This window comes from Nonlabens xylanidelens, from assembly GCF_002934445.1.
GTDB classification, from domain to species: Bacteria; Bacteroidota; Bacteroidia; order Flavobacteriales; family Flavobacteriaceae; genus Nonlabens; species Nonlabens xylanidelens.
This window is the reverse complement of record NZ_PTJE01000001.1, coordinates 1,005,688-1,024,423: the sequence shown is the minus strand read 5'-3', so window position 1 is coordinate 1,024,423 and position 18,736 is coordinate 1,005,688. Positions and strand designations below refer to the sequence as shown.

23 protein-coding genes are annotated in these 18,736 nt (G+C 35.0%); 15 read left to right on the top strand and 8 right to left on the bottom strand.

Features of this window, described 5'->3' with window-relative positions; translation table 11 throughout:
* The first annotated feature begins 20 nt into the window (after positions 1-20).
* Genes mreC through LY01_RS04605 form a run of 6 tightly spaced genes read left to right on the top strand, consistent with a single transcriptional unit; the run spans position 21 to position 6,125 of the window.
* Positions 21-848, top strand: a complete 828-nt coding sequence (gene mreC, locus LY01_RS04630; protein WP_104514615.1) for a rod shape-determining protein MreC — start codon at positions 21-23, stop codon at positions 846-848.
* Positions 841-1,350, top strand: coding sequence for a hypothetical protein (locus LY01_RS04625; protein WP_245890628.1), 510 nt, complete (start codon positions 841-843; stop codon positions 1,348-1,350). The genes mreC and LY01_RS04625 overlap by 8 nt, the downstream gene beginning before the upstream one ends.
* The gene (mrdA, locus tag LY01_RS04620; RefSeq protein WP_104514614.1) at positions 1,347-3,293 is read left to right on the top strand and encodes a penicillin-binding protein 2; all 1,947 of its coding nucleotides are present in this window, start codon (positions 1,347-1,349) and stop codon (positions 3,291-3,293) included. Before LY01_RS04625 ends, mrdA begins: the two co-directional genes overlap by 4 nt.
* Before the next feature lies 1 nt (position 3,294).
* Positions 3,295-4,572 carry a rod shape-determining protein RodA gene (gene rodA, locus LY01_RS04615; RefSeq protein ID WP_104514613.1) on the top strand — a complete coding sequence of 426 codons (1,278 nt, stop codon included), beginning with the start codon at positions 3,295-3,297 and terminating at the stop codon, positions 4,570-4,572.
* A 20-nt stretch (positions 4,573-4,592) separates the two neighbouring features.
* Positions 4,593-5,420 carry a hypothetical protein gene (locus tag LY01_RS04610; protein WP_170034509.1) on the top strand — a complete coding sequence of 276 codons (828 nt, stop codon included), beginning with the start codon at positions 4,593-4,595 and terminating at the stop codon, positions 5,418-5,420.
* Between the two features lie 51 nt (positions 5,421-5,471).
* Positions 5,472-6,125: an O-methyltransferase gene (locus LY01_RS04605; RefSeq protein ID WP_104514612.1), complete on the top strand. Its 654-nt coding sequence runs from the start codon at positions 5,472-5,474 to the stop codon at positions 6,123-6,125.
* On the opposite strand, the gene LY01_RS04600 is transcribed toward LY01_RS04605, so the two are convergent.
* The 7 genes from LY01_RS04600 to LY01_RS04570 all read right to left on the bottom strand — a co-directional run bounded on the left by LY01_RS04600 (position 6,108) and on the right by LY01_RS04570 (position 12,326).
* The gene (locus tag LY01_RS04600; protein WP_104514611.1) at positions 6,108-6,680 is read right to left on the bottom strand and encodes a phosphatase PAP2 family protein; all 573 of its coding nucleotides are present in this window, start codon (positions 6,678-6,680) and stop codon (positions 6,108-6,110) included. The two genes, LY01_RS04605 and LY01_RS04600, sit on opposite strands and share 18 nt — an antisense overlap.
* Positions 6,681-6,950 carry a Sec-independent protein translocase subunit TatA/TatB gene (locus LY01_RS04595; protein ID WP_104514747.1) on the bottom strand — a complete coding sequence of 90 codons (270 nt, stop codon included), beginning with the start codon at positions 6,948-6,950 and terminating at the stop codon, positions 6,681-6,683.
* A 48-nt stretch (positions 6,951-6,998) separates the two neighbouring features.
* Entirely contained in the window at positions 6,999-7,817 is an 819-nt protein-coding gene (locus LY01_RS04590) for a hypothetical protein (RefSeq protein WP_104514610.1), read from the bottom strand.
* Between the two features lie 83 nt (positions 7,818-7,900).
* Complete coding sequence (locus LY01_RS04585) at positions 7,901-10,198, bottom strand: M1 family metallopeptidase (protein ID WP_104514609.1); 2,298 nt, start codon at positions 10,196-10,198, stop codon at positions 7,901-7,903.
* A 62-nt stretch (positions 10,199-10,260) separates the two neighbouring features.
* Complete coding sequence (locus tag LY01_RS04580; RefSeq protein ID WP_105023090.1) at positions 10,261-10,830, bottom strand: DUF6702 family protein; 570 nt, start codon at positions 10,828-10,830, stop codon at positions 10,261-10,263.
* A gap of 76 nt (positions 10,831-10,906) precedes the next feature.
* Complete coding sequence (locus LY01_RS04575; protein WP_104514607.1) at positions 10,907-11,458, bottom strand: hypothetical protein; 552 nt, start codon at positions 11,456-11,458, stop codon at positions 10,907-10,909.
* Complete coding sequence (locus LY01_RS04570; protein ID WP_104514606.1) at positions 11,448-12,326, bottom strand: carboxypeptidase-like regulatory domain-containing protein; 879 nt, start codon at positions 12,324-12,326, stop codon at positions 11,448-11,450. The genes LY01_RS04575 and LY01_RS04570 overlap by 11 nt, the downstream gene beginning before the upstream one ends.
* Before the next feature lie 118 nt (positions 12,327-12,444).
* Between LY01_RS04570 and pepE the strand changes: the two genes are divergently transcribed.
* The 9 genes from pepE to LY01_RS04525 all read left to right on the top strand — a co-directional run bounded on the left by pepE (position 12,445) and on the right by LY01_RS04525 (position 17,721).
* Complete coding sequence (gene pepE / locus LY01_RS04565; RefSeq protein WP_104514605.1) at positions 12,445-13,161, top strand: dipeptidase PepE; 717 nt, start codon at positions 12,445-12,447, stop codon at positions 13,159-13,161.
* Positions 13,162-13,185: 24 nt separating this feature from the next.
* On the top strand, positions 13,186-13,467 hold the full coding sequence (locus LY01_RS04560) for a GNAT family N-acetyltransferase (RefSeq protein ID WP_104514604.1): 282 nt from the start codon (positions 13,186-13,188) through the stop codon (positions 13,465-13,467).
* Positions 13,464-14,006 carry a GNAT family N-acetyltransferase gene (locus tag LY01_RS04555; protein WP_104514603.1) on the top strand — a complete coding sequence of 181 codons (543 nt, stop codon included), beginning with the start codon at positions 13,464-13,466 and terminating at the stop codon, positions 14,004-14,006. The genes LY01_RS04560 and LY01_RS04555 overlap by 4 nt, the downstream gene beginning before the upstream one ends.
* Positions 14,007-14,012: 6 nt before the next feature.
* On the top strand, positions 14,013-14,468 hold the full coding sequence (locus LY01_RS04550) for a GNAT family N-acetyltransferase (protein WP_104514602.1): 456 nt from the start codon (positions 14,013-14,015) through the stop codon (positions 14,466-14,468).
* A complete protein-coding gene (locus LY01_RS04545; RefSeq protein WP_104514601.1) occupies positions 14,465-15,154 on the top strand; it encodes a M15 family metallopeptidase in 690 nt (229 codons plus the stop codon). Before LY01_RS04550 ends, LY01_RS04545 begins: the two co-directional genes overlap by 4 nt.
* A gap of 34 nt (positions 15,155-15,188) precedes the next feature.
* On the top strand, positions 15,189-15,959 hold the full coding sequence (locus LY01_RS04540; protein WP_104514600.1) for a M48 family metalloprotease: 771 nt from the start codon (positions 15,189-15,191) through the stop codon (positions 15,957-15,959).
* A 230-nt stretch (positions 15,960-16,189) separates the two neighbouring features.
* Entirely contained in the window at positions 16,190-16,603 is a 414-nt protein-coding gene (locus LY01_RS04535; RefSeq protein WP_104514599.1) for a hypothetical protein, read from the top strand.
* A 41-nt stretch (positions 16,604-16,644) separates the two neighbouring features.
* Positions 16,645-17,295, top strand: a complete 651-nt coding sequence (locus tag LY01_RS04530) for a hypothetical protein (RefSeq protein WP_104514598.1) — start codon at positions 16,645-16,647, stop codon at positions 17,293-17,295.
* A 15-nt stretch (positions 17,296-17,310) separates the two neighbouring features.
* The gene (locus LY01_RS04525) at positions 17,311-17,721 is read left to right on the top strand and encodes a hypothetical protein (protein WP_104514597.1); all 411 of its coding nucleotides are present in this window, start codon (positions 17,311-17,313) and stop codon (positions 17,719-17,721) included.
* Positions 17,722-17,797: 76 nt separating this feature from the next.
* Here LY01_RS04525 and LY01_RS04520 read toward each other — a convergent pair whose 3' ends face one another.
* Entirely contained in the window at positions 17,798-18,736 is a 939-nt protein-coding gene (locus LY01_RS04520; RefSeq protein WP_104514596.1) for a mevalonate kinase family protein, read from the bottom strand.

Genomic DNA, 18,736 nt, shown 5'->3' with positions numbered 1-18,736 from the left:
TAATATATTGAAGTAATCGCATGCAACAAATTATCAATTTTCTGATCAAGTACAGAAACTTGTTGTTGTATCTATTTTTAATGGTTATCGCACTCAGTTTCACTATACAGAGTCATGATTACCATCGCAATACAGCAATTCACTCTACAGGATACTTAACAGGTAATGTTTTAAGTACAAAAACTGGTATTTATGACTATTTTGATTTAGATGATCAAAATAAAAAACTGAGCACTGAGAATGCTATGTTGAGAATGAAACTGTTAGAGATAAGCGACACCCTATTAGGTGAAGAATCTACCTTTTTATTTACAGATAATATTCCTTATAAAGTATTTCCTGCACGAGTAATGAAAAATGATTTTTATAAATCTGATAATTTTATTACCATAGATATAGGAAGTGATCAAGGTATTGAATCTGACATGGGTGTTATATGCCCTACAGGTATTGTGGGCGTAGTAGATCGCAGTAGTGATCAATTTTCTAGAGTAATTTCTATTTTGAATTCACAAATTTCCTTAAACGCACAGATTAAAGGAACCGCAACTATAGGCTCCTTAAAATGGGATGGTAATAATCCTTATACGATGAGCTTAGAAGACGTTCCAAGACTTGCCAAAGTAAATAAAGGAGACACTATAATTACAGGAAAACAATCCACCACCTTTCCACCTGATATTTTAATAGGTGTTATAAAAGATGCAGAGTTAACTGAAAATGGCTCTAGGTATAAAATAAATGTAGAGCTATTCAATGATATGACTAATCTAGATTATGTCAATGTTATCAAGAATAGAGACAAAGCAGCTTTACAGGTAATAGATACACTAGGCACTAATGAATAGTACTCTTTTAAATAACGTGCTTCGATTTGTAGGATTACTTATTCTGCAAATATTTCTATTGGATCAAATTAATTTTTTGGGCTATATCAACCCTATGGTTTATATATTGTTCATCATTCTATACCCTGTAGATAACAATAGATGGTCTTTTATGTTCATAGCGTTTGCGCTAGGAATCCTTCTAGACACTTTTCAAAATACAGGAGGCGCACATGCTGCGGCTTGTTTAACTCTAGCCTTTGTTAGACCTGTGTTTTTAAAGCTAGTTTATGGAGAAAGTTATTTAATGAAAAATCTTAAAATAATAAGAACCCCTATAGACAGATTATTACTATTATCAGTACTATCGGTTATCACACATCACTTAATTTTCTTTAGTCTAGTAATTTTTAACACTTCTCAAATACTCTACACATTGAAGCTCACGTTGAGCGTGGGTATTGCTACCATACTTATAGCAAGTCTGTTTTTAATAATTTTCAAACCTAAAGTCAAATCATGAAAAAGTTACTGCTTTTTTCTATTGTCACCCTAGTCGGACTGACCTTTATAGGTAGAATGATTTATTTACAAGTCGTGATATCTGAAGAGTTAAAGCTAGAAGCAGAAAACAACTCTGTAAAAACGGTTTATGATTATCCTGAACGTGGTTTTATATATGATCGCAATGGAGAACTAATGGTCGCAAATCAGGTAGCTTATGATGTAATGGTTATTCCCAAAGAAACTGGAGATTTTGATTTAAATAAACTAGCTGGTTTACTTAAAATGGATGAGTCTCGATTAGAAAAAAAATTAAAAACGGCTAGAATCTGGTCTACAAAGCAAGCGAGCGTTATAATACCTCAACTTACTCAAGAAGAATACGCACCCTTACAGGAACAACTTAGAAAATTTCCTGGTTTTTATATTCAAAGACGCTCTTTACGCAAGTATCAAGTAGATCATAGCGCAAGTGTTTTGGGCTATATTAGAGAAGTGAATCAAGGTAAAATTAATGAAGATGACTACTATGTTCAAGGAGATCTTGCCGGAAAAAGTGGCATAGAACTCCAGTATGAAAAAGAGTTAAGAGGTGAAAAAGGATATAAAAAATACACTAGAGATCATTACGGTAGGGCCATAGAATCTTATAAAAATGGATCTAGCGATCTTGCTCCTATTGCTGGAACTGACCTTACGGTTACACTAGATAAAGAACTCCAAGAATACGCTGAAAAATTAATGATTAACAAGCGCGGTGGTATAGTCGCTATAGAACCTAAAACAGGTGAAATATTATCCTTAATCACAGCACCTAATTACGATCCAAGCTTACTCATGGGTCGTGACCGTTCTAAAAACATCAACGCTATACTACGGGACACCGTTAGATTACCAGATGTTAATCGAGTATTACAAGGCCAGTACGCTCCAGGATCTCCTTTTAAAGTCATCAATGCTTTAATAGGCTTACAAGAAGGAGTCACAACACCACAAGAACGTTTTAGATGCAATCATGGTTATGACTATGGAGGTAGAAAAAAAATGGCATGTCATTCTCATGCTAGTCCATTAGCGATGAGTAAAGGTATAGCCGAAAGTTGTAACGCTTACTTTGCTCAAGTGTACAGAAGAATTATTGAAAAAGGAGAAACCTCTTCTCAAGGTATGGATACTTGGCATGATCATGTGACCAGCTTTGGACTAGGTAATTACCTAGGCTATGACTTACCAGTAGGCCAACCAGGTAGAATTCCTGATGGAGAATATTACACATCTAGATATAAATACAAGTGGTATGCTCCTACCACAATTTCAAATGCTATAGGTCAAGGTGAAGTTGCTGTAACACCTATACAACTAGCAAACATGACAGCAGCTATAGCAAATAGAGGATACTTCTACACTCCACACATCATTAAAAAAATGAATGGTGAACCCATAGATAATCCTAAATACACTACAAAAAACTTCACCACCATAGATGCAAAACATTTTGAACCTGTAATAGAAGGAATGAATGAGGTGTATAATTCTGGAACAGCAAAATATGTGAAAATACCAGAAATAGAGATTTGTGGTAAAACTGGTACAGTAGAAAATTTTGCTAAAGTAAACGGAGTTCGTAAACAGCAAACTGACCATTCTGTTTTTATCGCATTTGCTCCTAAAGACGATCCTAAAATTGCCATCGCGGTTTTTATAGAAAATGGATATTGGGGTTCTAGATATGCTGCAAAAATAGCTAGTCTTCTCATTGAAAAACACATAAAAGGAGAAATCACCAGAACAGACCTAGAAGACTATCTTATGTCACATAGTCTAGAATATGAATATGCAAAAAAACTAGGGAAAGAACCTTATAACATCAATGTAGCAGTAGATCAAGGCCTTATTACCGATGAGAAAGAAAGAAAACTACACCAACTAGTAGACAGTCTTAATCTTAAAATATTAAAATAAGATGGGGATAGGTGATAGACCCAAATATGACATAGCAGCCATATTAATATATACTGCATTAGTTTTTATAGGACTTTTTAGCATCTACAGTGCTGCTCCAGTATTAGAATACACCTCGATTACCGACATTAATCAAGTGTATGGAAAACAATTTTTATTTATAGGGGTTTGCGCCTTACTAATCATCATTATTCTAGCCATAGAAGTTAAGTTCTACGAGCAATTTGCAGGACTTATCTATGTAGTTTCCATGCTATCTCTAGCTGGTTTGTATATTTTCGGTAAAGAAGTAAATGGTGCCGTCTCTTGGTATCCTATAGGTTCATTCACCTTTCAGCCTAGTGAGTTTGCAAAGTTTGCAACCGCACTAGCCGTTGCAAAATTTCTGAGTCAGCTCAACGTTTCTCTAAAAAATGTTAGGGATTTTATGATAGTCGCAGGTATTATAGCACTTCCTGCCCTACTCATTGTGCCGCAACCAGACCCTGGTAGTGCATTAATCTACACTGCCTTTTTCTTTGCATTGCATCGTGAAGGTTTGTCCTTATGGTATCTTAGTTTAGGAATTATCGCTTTAGCTTTATTCTTAGCAGCATTAGTGATCAATATATGGTGGATCATTTTAATAATAGTAGTGGTAGTAGCAATTATATATTTGCTTTCGCGAAAGCGGAAACACAACAAACGTCTTCCTAAACCAAGAATATATCTCTATGTAATTGCTACATTCATATGCATTGCTTACACCCTATCAACCAGTTACATTTTTAACAACATACTAGAAGACAGACACAGAAACCGAATTGATATCGTATTGGGTAGAGTACAAGATGATGCTGGTATAGGATATAACATTAATCAGAGCATGATTGCAATAGGAAATGGCGGCTGGGCAGGAAAACCACTAGAAGAAGCCACACAAACTAGAGGTGGCTATGTACCAGAACAACACACAGATTTCGTTTTTAGCGCTATAGGAGAGGTTTCTGGATTATTAGGTACATCGATCACCATTTTATTATTTATGTTCTTAATCTATCGCATAATTATCATGGCAGAGCGTCAGCGCAACCAGTTTGCACGTATTTATGGTTATGGAGTAGCAGGAATATTTTTCCTTCACTTTTTTGTTAACGTAGGTATGGTAATAGGTTTACTACCTACCGTAGGGATTCCATTACCATTTATGAGTTATGGTGGTAGTGGGCTCATGGGCTTCACTATTTTATTATTTATCTTTATAAAATTAGATGCCCATAGAATGAGCTATGATCATTAACTTAACACAAAAACTATCTTTTGAAATACTTAAAAATCCTATTACACCTATGTATTGTTATCGCTCTTACATTGGTTACCCAAGTAGGTGGTATGATTTGGATAGTAGTTTTCGGATACTTTAAATACAGAAAATCACATTGGAATAAGAGAAAACGACTACTTAGTTTCTCGGTAATCTATTTGTTATGCGTGTTTTTCATAGTACCTATTCTAGCACCACTTAATAACAGAAGAGCACTACCAGTATTTAACGATCATATTGCACCTCATAACTTAGGCTATGTCTTATTGTGTCGCAATTATGTGCACAACGACTTGTACTCTTTTATGGAATTTCATTCTGAGAGTTATTATTTAGGTATATCTGGGCAAAAAATGATTTATTTAGATGCTGGTTTCCCTTTTATAGATGGTTTTCCATTATTACCACATTTAAGTCATAATGACGGCCGTAAAATAGACATCGCATTTGCCTATCAAACTAGTAAAGGTGAATCTACAGCATCTAACCCTTCACTACTCGGTTACGGAGTTTTTACCGAACCTTTAAATAAGACAGTTACACAAGCACAAAAATGCAAAGACGCTGGCTACTGGCAGTATGATTATGCTAAGTATTTAGGTTATAATACAGATGAAGATCTAGAAATAGATGGAGGTTTAACAAAATACATGATTATAGACCTGATGAACATGTTACCACCAGAAAAGATTTTTATAGAACCACACTTAATACCTAGACTAGAACTAGATCAAATTAAGCCATACATGAAACGCATCATAAGATACCACGGCTGCCATGCCGTAAGACATGATGATCATATCCATATTCAAATATCAAAATAGGCTTAATCATTACATTCTTAGTTCGTAATTTTACATTTCTAAATTATACCCATGTTTTTCTTACCCAAAGATCTAGATAACTACATCGTCGCACACTCTGAAGACGAGCCACAAATTCTACAAGATCTTGCTAGAGAAACCTATCAAAAAGTATTGCAACCGATCATGCTTTCTGGACCCTATCAAGGCCGCGTTCTAAGTATGATTTCTCATTTAAAAACACCTCAACGTGTTCTTGAGATAGGCACTTTTACCGGTTACTCTGCACTTTGCATTGCCGAGGGTATGCCTAATAATAGCGAGCTTATCACTATAGATATTAATGAAGAACTAGAAGAACTTGCTGCTGGATACTTTGCACGCTTTCGCGAAAGCGGAACCAACAACATAAACATAAATCAAAAAATAGGCGATGCAATAGAAATAATACCGCAACTAGAAGGGACTTTTGATTTAATTTTCATCGATGCAGATAAACCTAATTATGTAAATTACTTTCACCAGATTATGGAAAAGGTACATTCAGGAACCTTAATCATATCGGACAATGTTTTATGGCACGGGAAAGTCGTAGAAAATGTAAATAGCAAGGACAAATCTACCCCTGTACTATTAGAATATAACAAGTTGCTAAAGGAAGACCCAAGACTACAAACTGTGCTTCTATCGGTTAGAGACGGTCTTACTTTAAGTCGCGTATTGTAATCTACTAGCTATCTTAAAAAAGATAAGAGAACACAACCAGCCTAGCAATATACCGACTAGCATTCCTACGGTAATATCTGCCGGATAATGAACACCTACAAAGATTCTAGAAAGCGCAAAGGTTGTGGGCCAGATGTAAAATAGGAAAATCCATTTACTCATTCCTTTTGATCGCAATGCTAGGACAACAAACGTGGTTACCGCAAAACTTACGGCACTATGACCAGACCAGAAACTAAAGTTACCTGGTTTTAATAATATCTGTATACTGTCCATAAGTACAGGCTCATTATTAGGACGTAATCGTTCTACTCCATTCTTAACAAGATTAGTCAGGCTTAAAGTTATAAAAACTACTAGTGGAACAGCTGTCATGGCAATAAAACTGACAGGTTTTTTAAAACTTTTATAAAGTAAAAAAAAGAAGAAAATGTAGAGTAAAAACCAGTTTTCTATGTGAGTAACAAATAACCAAAAGCTTTTAAATTTACCTATAGCAAGTCCATTGATCCATCTAAAAATGTCCTGATCTACCTCTACAATAGATTCCCACATCTAGAACTTGCGTTTAATAGATCCAGAGTCTTCTATTTGATCTTTTACTTGCTCGATCTGTTTAGTGATCTCTTTTACGTCTTTAGTAAAACCGTGCTCGTCTGCACTTTTTGTAATTTCATTTTTAATGTCGTCAGTAGCGTTGCGTACCGTCTTCATAGCCTTACCTAAGCCGCGAGCAATTTCTGGCAACTTATCAGAACCGAAAACCAATATCACTACTAGGCCTACGATCATAAGCTCTGGTGTACTGATAAATAGTGGAATCATTTTCATAGTGCAAATATACGATAGGACTATTTTGAATTACGTTAAGAATTATAGATAATTAAATATCTCAAATGTTGTTGTACTTACTCCTGATTCTGTTTTTACAACTTCTCGAGAGCTAGGAAACTGATCTTCACGCAACGTATAAATAAAAGAGAAAGAGTTTTCTAAAGTAAAACCACTGGATGCTGCGATAAAATTTTCTCTAGTAATAGGCACATATCTAGTGTAGGGTACAAAATCTGGAAAAATAAGTAACCTTAAGACATCATTCATGTCTCTAAAAGGGTTGTTACTAAACTCGTATGTAAGCTCACTATACGCATCTACAGTAAAGCCATTAGCAGCAAGACTATTAATACGATCTACATTAAAATTTGCATTATAAGAGTACCTTAAATCTTCTGTTTGAGTAGAAATACCAGAAACGTCTGTAACCGTGGTGAGAACCCTATTAATTCTGTTTTGGGTATCGGTAAATAACTGCATCTCTACATCATCTCCATTAGAATCTGTAAAGTTTATAAAAACAAAATCTTCATCATAAGTGAAGTTATAAATTAAGGTAGTTGCATCTACTTTAGTAATAGTCTCTAATCTATTATTAGAAGTATACTCGATATTATAAGTAATATTTGTGGTACCGGTAAACAATATTTGACTAATCAATGCATCGTTATTATAAACGATGTCTATGTTATCTGTCACATTATTAAATGTCCCTTGTGCTATTTGTATAGAACTTAATTCCATAAGGTTTGCAATAGGATCTACTATTTCATCCACATCACCTTGCTGGTCTAGTGATGGATCATCACAAGAAATAATTAATAAAGCACAAATAGTTACTAGCTGGAATAATTTCATACCGTAAAGATATTTGTTATTAAACACAAAAAAACCAGATTCATTGTGAATCTGGTTTTTAAAGTTATTATAAGAAGAAATTCTTATTTCTTCATTTGGTCAAACTTGCTTACTTCAGCAGCAGCTGGCCATGTATTGTTAGATGTATCAACATCTGCAGTTTCTAGTTTAGGATCTATTACTATTTTAACGATTTCCTTAGTACTAGCTTTACTTAAACCTACTTCTTTATCATTAAGTCTCCAGATTTCTGCTGGGTGCGTTACTGTTTCAGAAGTACCGTCTGCATAGGTATACTCAATAATGATAGGCATTACTAGACCACCTGGCTTTACTACTTTAATTTCATAGAAAAACTTAGGAGATTTCATAGCTGCTCTTTCACTAGCTGTAAAGTTATCCATTAAGTAAGATTTTAATTCACCTACTACCTCAGAAGGCTCTTGACCTTTAAGAGATTCATTATAATCTTCACTACCTTCTTTTACCATGTAAACCATTTGTGGAATTCTGCTATCATCAATGTTCCTTTGCTTCTGTAAATCTTTCATAGCTTGGTTTTTCTCACTAGAAACATAATACTTATCTACAGATTCAATACCCATATCGTTAAATTGAGTTGTGTAGAACCATCCTCTCCAGAACCAGTCTAGATCCATTGCACTTGCATCTTCCATAGTACGGAAGAAATCTTCTGGCGTTGGGTGCTTAAACATCCATCTTTGAGAATACGTACGGAAAGAATAATCAAACAACTCACGTCCCATTACTGTTTCTCTCAAAATATTAAGTGCAGTACCTGGCTTACCATATGCGTTAGAACCGAACTGGTATGTATTTAAACCTTTACTCATAATAGGAGCAATGTATCGTTGATCACCAGCCATGTAAGGAACAATTTTTGCTGCTGGTCCACGTCTAGATGGATAAGCGTCTAATCCTTCTATAGAAGCTGGGTAATTCTCTCCCATGTCCTGCTCTGCAACGTACTGTACAAAAGTGTTTAAACCTTCGTCCATCCATGTCCACTGACGCTCATCAGAGTTTACGATCATAGGGAAATAGTTGTGACCTACTTCATGAATAATTACTGATATCATACCGAATTTTACACGGTCAGAATAGTTACCATCTGCATCAGGACGTCCATAATTCCAACAGATCATTGGGTATTCCATACCTTGATTCTTTGCATGTACAGAGATTGCTTTGTGGTAAGGGTAGTCAAAAGTCATTCTAGAATAAGACTTTAAAGTCTGTGCAACAGCCTTAGTAGACCATTGTTCCCATAAAGGATTACCTTCTGGTGGGTAGATAGAAACAGCCATGATATCCTTTCCTCCTACTTTTACTGCCATAGCATCTGCTACATAACGACGAGAAGAAGTCCATCCGAAATCACGAACATAATCTGCTTTAAGTTTCCATGTCTTAGTAGATTTAGAACCTGGCATCATAGCAAGCTTTTCAGCTTCTTGTTGCGTTCTAATAACTACTGGGTTTTCAAAAGATTTTTGTGCTTGTTCATAACGTGCAAGTTCAGTTTTAGAATAAACATCTTTACGGTTAGTTAATTTACCAGTTCCGTCTAGCCAGTGGTCAGCAGGTACTGTAATGTTTACTTCAAAAGTACCGAAAGGTAATGCAAACTCATCACGACCATAGAACTGGCTGTTTTGCCATCCTTCTACGTCATTATAAACTGCCATTCTTGGATAGAACTGAGCAATTACATAAGCTCTATGTCCGTCAGGAAATTGCTCATAACCACTACGGCCACGACCTTCTACGTGATTATTAATATTATAATCCCATTCTATATCAAATTCAAACTCTTTACCAGTTTTTAATTTTGATGGTAATTCAACACGCATCATAGTGTTGTTGATCATATACTTTAATGGGTTACCGCTTTTATCAAGAACCTTTAAAATATTGAATCCACCATCAAATGGCTCAGAAAGATACTCACCTGCAAATCCACTAGGTTGCATGAACGGTTGTACACCACCACCTTCTATTAGAGGAGTTTTAGAATCTTTTGCACGCATGTTTTGATCTAACTGTACCCATAAATAATCCAACACATCTGGAGAATTGTTAGTATACGTGATCGTTTCATAACCATAAATATGGTGATTCTCGTCATCTAATCTTATATCCATCTCGTAGTCAGCACGTTGCTGATAATACTGTGGTCCTGGAGCACCACTTGCACTACGGTATTGATTAGGGGTTGAAAATTCCTGATACAACTGTCGGAATTTGTTGATGTTAGCATGTTCTTCAGCCTTAGGCTCTTCTTTTGCTTCTTTCTCTTGTGCAAAAGAACCATAAGAAACAAGCATCATGCTGATAAACAATAGTTTAATAGCTTTCATGTGTTTGATTTAAATTAAGGTTTGCTAAATTAACAATTAAGAATAATTTAAAAAGGATTTAACTAAAACTTCACAGTATCAGTACCCTTATTTTTATCCATTAAAAGCGTGCGACGTTCTCCATTGATTTTTAAATGAACCAGATTCTTCTGTTCTTCAAACAATTCTAGAAAGGCATTAAACTTCATAGATACCTCTTTAGGCTCTTTTAAAGTAGGTATTTCTATGTAAAGCGCTATTTGATCTCCTTCATACTCGGCTCCTAAAAAGTTAATTTTTGAAACTTGATCGTTGATTTTAACCTCTAGCTTTTTATCTAGATAACTTTTAATTAATGGATATAAATCTTGTATAGTAGCATCGTCACCCAGTACTACCGGTGTTTCTATTCTTGAATTCAACACATCTTCTAAATCATCTATAAAAAATCTAGTAATCATTTGTAGACTTTTTGCGCTCTCGCTATAAGTTACATTGGACACTGAAATATAGTATTTGTGTAGATCGTTGTTGTTCTCGCTTTCGCGAAAGCGAGATATCTCTACTTCTTTTTCACTTGTACTATCTAATGAGAAAGAAGAAAGACTTAAACTCAATACTGATAATAACAATACAATTTTGAAATTTTTCATGCGCTATTTTTTATTGCGATAGAAATCTAACTAGATTCATGCCACAATCAAATGTTCTGGGGATTACTTCAAATGTTTAATTAAGTGGCGTTACTTCACCTAGATAAATACCATGAAAACGATCTCCATTTGCATCTATACCATCTATCTCTAGCGCATAACCTGTACGGAAAGGTGAAACACCTACAAAACCAGAAACTAGCTCTACACCTACATTTGTTCTCATAGATGCATCATAATCTGTAAAATAAGTAATTACAGCATCTGCCACCTCTTCTGTATCACCTATTGCATAAGTTCCTGACTGAAACTCTTGTTCTCTATTACCGTATAAATCTAGAGTAATAAGAAAACCTGTGCCGTCTAGCTGTCCATTATCTACAGTAATATTATCATCAACGATAAAGGTTCTTGTGTTAAAAACACCTGCCGTGGTGGTCTCAAGAACCTCACGATTAAATGCATCAAAAACATCAGTTGAATTTAAAGAGTCTAGTCCGTAACAAAATGTGTTAACGGTAATTGATGGTCCGGTAGGCAGGTCGTCATCACTATCACAAGAAGTAGTGGTTATTAAAAATAGAGCTGCGATACCATAAAAGGCATTTCTTAATAGATTATTTTTCATTGCTTTTTTCTTTTACAGAAGGTGAGAATCCTTCTTTTTTTTCAGGGTAATTTTTCTTTTCTTTAAACAAAGTTACTTGATTTGAAAGGAATTGTAATAGATCTAATTCTCTTTCTGGCTCAAACATAGACTCATTAAGACCTTTATCCTTTGCAAAGTGCATAAATTCGTACAAATCTTTTTGTGGGATTTCTAGATAATTCAACAGATACTCTGTGCTGTATTTATTTTTCAAGACGTAAACATCAAATTCCTTTTCCGTTTTCTCTGGTGCAGAACCTGTGTTTAAATTAAGTCCATCTAGAGTACCTAAGATAGCCATGGATGCCAGTCCTCCTATTATATTTATCATATTAAATCGTGGTTGACTTTGTTTAAAAGCTTCGTTGCGTATAGCGTATTCTTCTGGTTGCTTAATTCGGTCAGAAAAAGTATTTTCTATACGATCTACTGCTCTAGTCTTTTGATTATAATCACTTACTTCATTTATTTTAGGATCTACATAAGGAGTTCTTTTTACATCTATTCTCATTAAACCATCGTCTAACACTACCTCATCTAGCTGGTTTACACCTTCATTTAATGAAATGGTTACTTTTTTATTCTCCATAACCTTTGCAGTAATGATCAAAGAAAAAGACTCAAACTGTACTGCTTTAAAAGATATTTTATCTCCTTTTCTAGCATGTAAGAAAAAACCACCTTCTTTGTTACTTATGGTCCCCTCGAGCGATACCTGATTAAAAACAGCTACACCTTCCAGTGGTTCATTAGTAACGCTATTAATAACACCTTGTATCTGTACACGTTCTTTTTGGGCGGTAGCAACACCACACGCAAGAATTAGAAGAAGTAATATATTTTTCATCTGGTAGGTTTATTATTGACTTAAAATAATGTCAAAAAAGATTAATACTAACAAAGAACGTACAATTAACCCTATCATTGCTAGAGTTTAACGATGTTTAACCTAGCAAACGCAATCTATGAGAAACATGATTATCGCAAGCACATCTACCATACACGGTAGTAGTTATCTTGCTTATTTACTACCAGATATACTCAAAGCCTTCAAAATAAACGATATAAAAAACCTTCTTTTTATACCATATGCCAGACCAGGCGGTATTTCTCACGACTCGTATACAGACAAAGTAAGAGAAGCTTTTAAAGACACCGGTGTTACTGTAAAAGGTATTCATGAATATGAAAACACACAGGATGCTATTAAAAATGCACAAGCTATTTTTACCGGCGGTGGTAATACATTTGTGTTAGTAAAAGCACTGCACGACCTTCATCTTATGGAAACATTACGCAAGCAAATTTATGCAGGCACATTTTACATAGGTACAAGTGCTGGCAGTAATATTTGTGGTTTAAATATGAGAAACACTAACGACATGCCTATAGTGATGCCAGCCAGTTTTAAAACAACAGGTGCCATAGGTTATAATATTAACGCACATTATCTAGATCCTGACACAGACTCTACACACATGGGAGAAACTAGAGAAGAACGTATCAAGGAGTTTCATTTTTACAATAATCTACCAGTTGTAGGACTAAGAGAAGGCAGTTATATAAGAGTAACTGATAAAGAAGAGTTGTTATGTGGTCCACACACCGCAAGAGTATTTACTAAAGACAATGAGGCTATAGAAGTAAACAGTGGTTATGATTTTGCCCAACTTTCAAATTGATTAAATTTTATATTTAAAATAATAATGACAACAATACAACATAACGAAAACGATTCAAGAGGCATTTTTTATCTAAAAGAAGACGACAAAACTATAGGAGAATTAACCTATTCTCTACAAGATAATGTAATGACCATAGACCATACCGAAGTAGAGTCTGCGCATGAAGGCAATGGACTAGGCACAAAATTAATCACAGAGAGTTATGAATTTGCCAAAGAAAAAGGGCGCAAAATAAATCCATTATGTCCGTTTGCTGAAGTTCTATTTGACCAGAATGAGAGCTGGAGCGATGTAAGAATATGATTCTAAAACTAGAAACAGAACGATTATACCTACGTCCTTTTAAAAAGGAAGACGCAACATTTCTTTATGAACTTAACAGTGATGAAGAAGTGATGCGTTACACAGGTGATTTTGCCTTTGAAGATATAGAAGCTGCAAAAAAATTTGCCATGGACTATGTATCAAATCCGCAGGGGCAATTTGCTTTATTTAAAATGGGTAGAATGGCAGTTATAAGAAAAGAAGATAATGCATTTTTAGGTTGGTCTGGATTAAAGAAAAATGAAAAAGAAGGATATGTAGACATAGGCTACCGATTTATGAAAAAATATTGGGGAAAAGGCTATGCTACAGAGTCCGGTCTAGAAGTATTAAGGCATGCTTTTCAAGATCATAAAATAGAATATCTCGTTGCTCACGTGCATGAATTAAATTATGGCTCACAAATAGTAGCTCAAAAATTAGGAATGCAGCTCAATCATCGATTTCTTTGGGACGATAGAGAACCTGCTAGATTTTACAAAATTACTGCTAGCAATTATTTTAAAACTTTCAAGTAATTACAAATGATAGAAATATTACCAGTTACTGCAAGAGAAACCTTTCCTGTCAGACAGCCTGTACTTAGAAAAGGAAGACCCATAGAAGACTGTCACTTTTCTGGTGACGATCTAGGCACTACTTTTCATCTAGGTGCTTTTGAAAAAGATAAGATTATAGGCGTAGCCACCTTCCTCATGAATAAGGATGTACATCTAGAAGATATAAAAGATATCAAGTTACACCATTGCTATCAATTAAGAGGTATGGCAGTTCTAGAAGTCGCACAAGGAAAAGGGATAGGTAAGAAAATATTAAAACATGCAGAGCAAATCCTTAAAGAACGCCACATAGAAGTTTTATGGTTTAACGCTAGAGTAAACGCAACGGCTTTTTATGAAAAGATGAATTATCAAATAGTCAGTGAAATATTTGACATTCCTGGTGTAGGAGAGCATTATAAAATGATAAAAAAATTATGATACGACTATTATGTTGCATCTTATTGTTAGCAACCGCAACTACTTCTCAAATAGACCAAAAAAAATTAACCGGCCAGTCTCCTAATCCTAAAAACCTTCTTGAAAAAGAAACCTTAGCAGCTTTTAATCTCATGAAAGCAGCTGCTGCAAAAGATGGCATTAACCTCACTGTTGTTTCTGGTTATAGAAGTTTTACGAGACAGACACAAATCTGGAATCGCAAGTATAAAAAGTATGCAGCACAAGGTATGGAACCAGACGCTATTTTTGACAAAATCGTAGAATACAGTACTGTTCCAGGCACCTCTAGACATCACTGGGGTACCGACATGGACCTAATAGACGCTAACGCAACATATAGTGGTAGTGTTTTAGTACCGTCTAAATTTCATGGAACCGGTCCTTTTTGCAAACTTAAAGACTGGATGGAAAAACACAGCTCAGAGTATGACTTTGAACTGGTTTACACGATGAATGATAACCGCACAGGTTTTAAATATGAGCCGTGGCATTATAGTTATGTTCCGCTTTCGCGAAAGCGATACAACGACTATCTAACTACCATAGATTTAGTCTCTTTTTTAAGATCAGAGAACATCATGGGAATGGATAAGATAAGTGAAGAACGCATTAATCGTTATCTAGAAGAACACATTAAAGGTGTAAACCCTAAATTAAAAGACTGATTTAAGTAAATTAGTAGCTATTAAATCAACCATAATGAAACGCGGAGGAGGAAAAATCAGACTTTTTATAGGGCTTGCGATAGTGGCATTTGCCGTTATAAAATATTGCGGCAGCGCAGAGACTAATGAACATACCGGAGAAAAACAATACATAGATCTTACCGTAAATGAAGAAATTGCTTTGGGACTGCAAGCGGCACCTAGCATGATACAACAACACGGCGGTCTTTATCAAAATCAAGAATATCAAAATATAGTAGATGCTGTAGGGCAAAAACTAGTACAGAGTAGTATAGGAAAAAGCACCGATTATCGATATGAATTTCACCTACTGGCAGACGAGCGTACGATTAACGCATTTGCTTTACCTGGTGGCCAGTGTTTTATCACCTATGCGCTTTATAGTCAGCTAGAAAACGTAGACCAACTTGCTGGAGTGTTGGGACATGAGATAGGTCATGTAGTTGCAAAACACAGCGCCGCTAGAATGAGCCAGCAAGGCCTAGCTCAAGGTGTGATTACAGGTGTAAGTGTAGGAACTGAAGGCGGTGGCCAGGCGGCAGAAGCTATAGCACAAATGATTACTATGAAATATGGTCGTGATGACGAGTTGCAGAGCGATCAATTAGGAGTACAAATGATGCTAGACGCAGGTTTTGATCCTTATGAAATGATAGGCGTTATGGAAATTCTTAAAGCTGCTGGCGGTCCTAATCGCACACCTGAATTTCAAAGCACACATCCTGATCCTGAAAACAGAATCGAGCGCATTAAAGAGGCTATTGAATATTATAAGAGGAGTTAGGAGTTAGGAGTTAGGAGTTAGGAGTTAGGAGTTAGGAAAATTAGAAATTCTAATAAAATACCGCAATAGAAAAAGCGGAATTTATTCCGCTAAATAAAAAGAACGCCGCGAGGCGACAAAATGAATTCCTAGCGACGGAATTCATTCCGTTTATAGAAATAAACAATCATAAGAATAAAATTCATCTTCAAAGAAGTAGAATTTATTACTCTTTAAATAAATAATACAACATGAAATTCTTCAAAATTGTAAAATGGATAGCAATAATAGGTTTCACTTGTTTTACTTTGTTAGCTGCTTACATTTATATATCTGAAACTACTGTTCTACCTTGGGAAAAAGACGAAGTTATTCAGCTTACTTTAGATTGGGGCGGTTTAGATAAATTACCCAAAGGAACTAAGAATTTAGAAATAGAAAAGCACGGAAGCATCTTTACCAGACAGTTTATAATAGGTTTTGAAATTGATAATCCGTTAGAAATTGAAAAATGGATTCAAAATAGCAAACGTTTGAGAGATAATATTCCTAAAAACCAAGGAGATATTAAGATTTACGAAATTTACCCAGGTGAAAAAAAATCGATTGGAGGAAAAGTCAAGATTAAGAATAACAAAATAGAAATTGATATGAGTTGGAGCTAAGTCTATTTTAAAACAATAAAATTCAATTAAACCACCACCTTATGAATATCATGCTAGAAAGCAACATAAAAATACTTTGGAATAATGCTGGTAAGTGGCAGTTTGAGCCCTATCACTATAATCCAGACCGTTACATTAATCCAGAGGCAAATCTATTTGTACACAATACATTTAGAACTCTAGATTTTATTTATGAAAAAGAGGCTCTAATATTAGAATTTCCTGATGGTCGTGTGGTAGATATACTAGAAGAATTCATTTCTAGTCATGGTAAAAATCTAATAATAAGAGATGGAACTATAAACCAATATGAAGGTACTCGAGACATCATTACTTTTTATGATGAGATGGGATCCATGTTCCGTAAAGATCTTAGAAAATCGTGGCATAAATCTAATGTAGGTCGCAATACAGCTGCCTCTATTCTAGCACATGAGTTTATACATGCTTACCACGAGCAATTTGAATATGAGGCATACCGGGCTAGAAAGAATAAGAAATATCCTTTATGGAAGACTAAATTTCCTCACTTCCCTAATGATGAAGAAGTACTGGTTACTACAAATTTAGGTAATCAGGCAATTAGAAAAATAGGAGATGATGAGCGCACGCATTATAAACGCAATTACTATCCTACAATAAGTCCTATAACACTAGAACCTGCCATTCCAGATGGTGATGTCATTGTTTAAAAACCGTTGTTATTTATGAATGAAGAAATTTATATATCAGACTCCTTTGGAGATTTTAATGTTGTCGTAGAAGGAGATGAGCATAGTTTATGGGCCTACGTTTTTGAAAATGTAAACGAAGAATATCAAATTCTCTGTGACGGTTTTATATGCTCTCGCGGCCTTACTGTTCAAAGTAATGAAGATGTAAAGACCTACATAGAAAAAGGCTCTCAACCACCTTTAATGGAAGAGTACGCATCTACAGTCGCTATTCAAGAAAATCTATCACCTACTGATATTAGTATATCTATAAATATGGTGGAGATAGTTGTAGAAGTTAAAAGTGTTCCTTTCTTAAAAATTGATTTTGAACACTTAAAACCATATTCTAAAGCGGTTTCTAAAGATGGCCCTTATGGATTTGCATGGAGAGAAGAGATTTAATGTAAAACCTTAAAATGCTTTTAAACAAAAAACGCTCAACTTTTCAGTTGAGCGTTTTTTTATATATCGTTATTTCTTAAAAAGAATAAACAACTTCTAATTTATAATCTTCAAGTGTTTTTTCTGCTTTTTCTAAGTCTTCTGTAAATCCTAAGATGTAGCCTCCACCACCAGAACCGCAAAGTTTCAAGTAATAATCACCAGTATCCAGACCTTGTTTCCATAAGTCATGAAATTGTGCAGGAATCATAGGTTTAAAATTATCTAATACTACGTGAGATAGTTTTTTTACATTCCCAAAAAGCCCTTTTACATCACCACTTAAGAAATCTTCAACACACATATCTGTGTATTTAACAAACTTATCTTTTAACATAGAACGGAAACCTTCTTGTTTCATATTCTCCATAAAGATGTTAACCATAGGCGCCGTCTCACCTACTATTCCAGAATCTAAAAGAAAAACAGCACCTTTACCTGTCGCAAGTTGCGATGGTATCCCAGCTGGTTCTATATCTTCTTTAGAATTGATAAGAATAGGTAAACTTAAATAAGAATTTAATGGATCTAGTCCAGAACTCTTTCCATGAAAGAAACTTTCTATCTGACCGAAAACGCCTTTTAAAGTCAATAACTTCTCTCTAGTCAGGTTTTCTAAAACTGTAATCTTATCTATAGCATACTTATCATAAACAGCAGCTACTAGCGCACCACTACTTCCTACTCCATACCCTTGTGGTATGCTAGAATCAAAGTACATTCCTGCATTCACATCATTCATAAAACTAGCGATATCAAACTTAGGAAAGCTTTGATCAGTTTCTTGAAGCGATTCAATATGTGTCGCTAGACGTTCTAGATTCTTATTAGATTGGGCAGCCGTATCGGTTAATGCGTCACTTATTTTTAACGCTCCCTTATAAAAGTTATAAGGAATCGAGAGACCTTTTGAGTCTTTAATAATGCCGTATTCTCCAAAGAGTAAAATCTTAGAATAAAATAAAGGTCCTTTCAT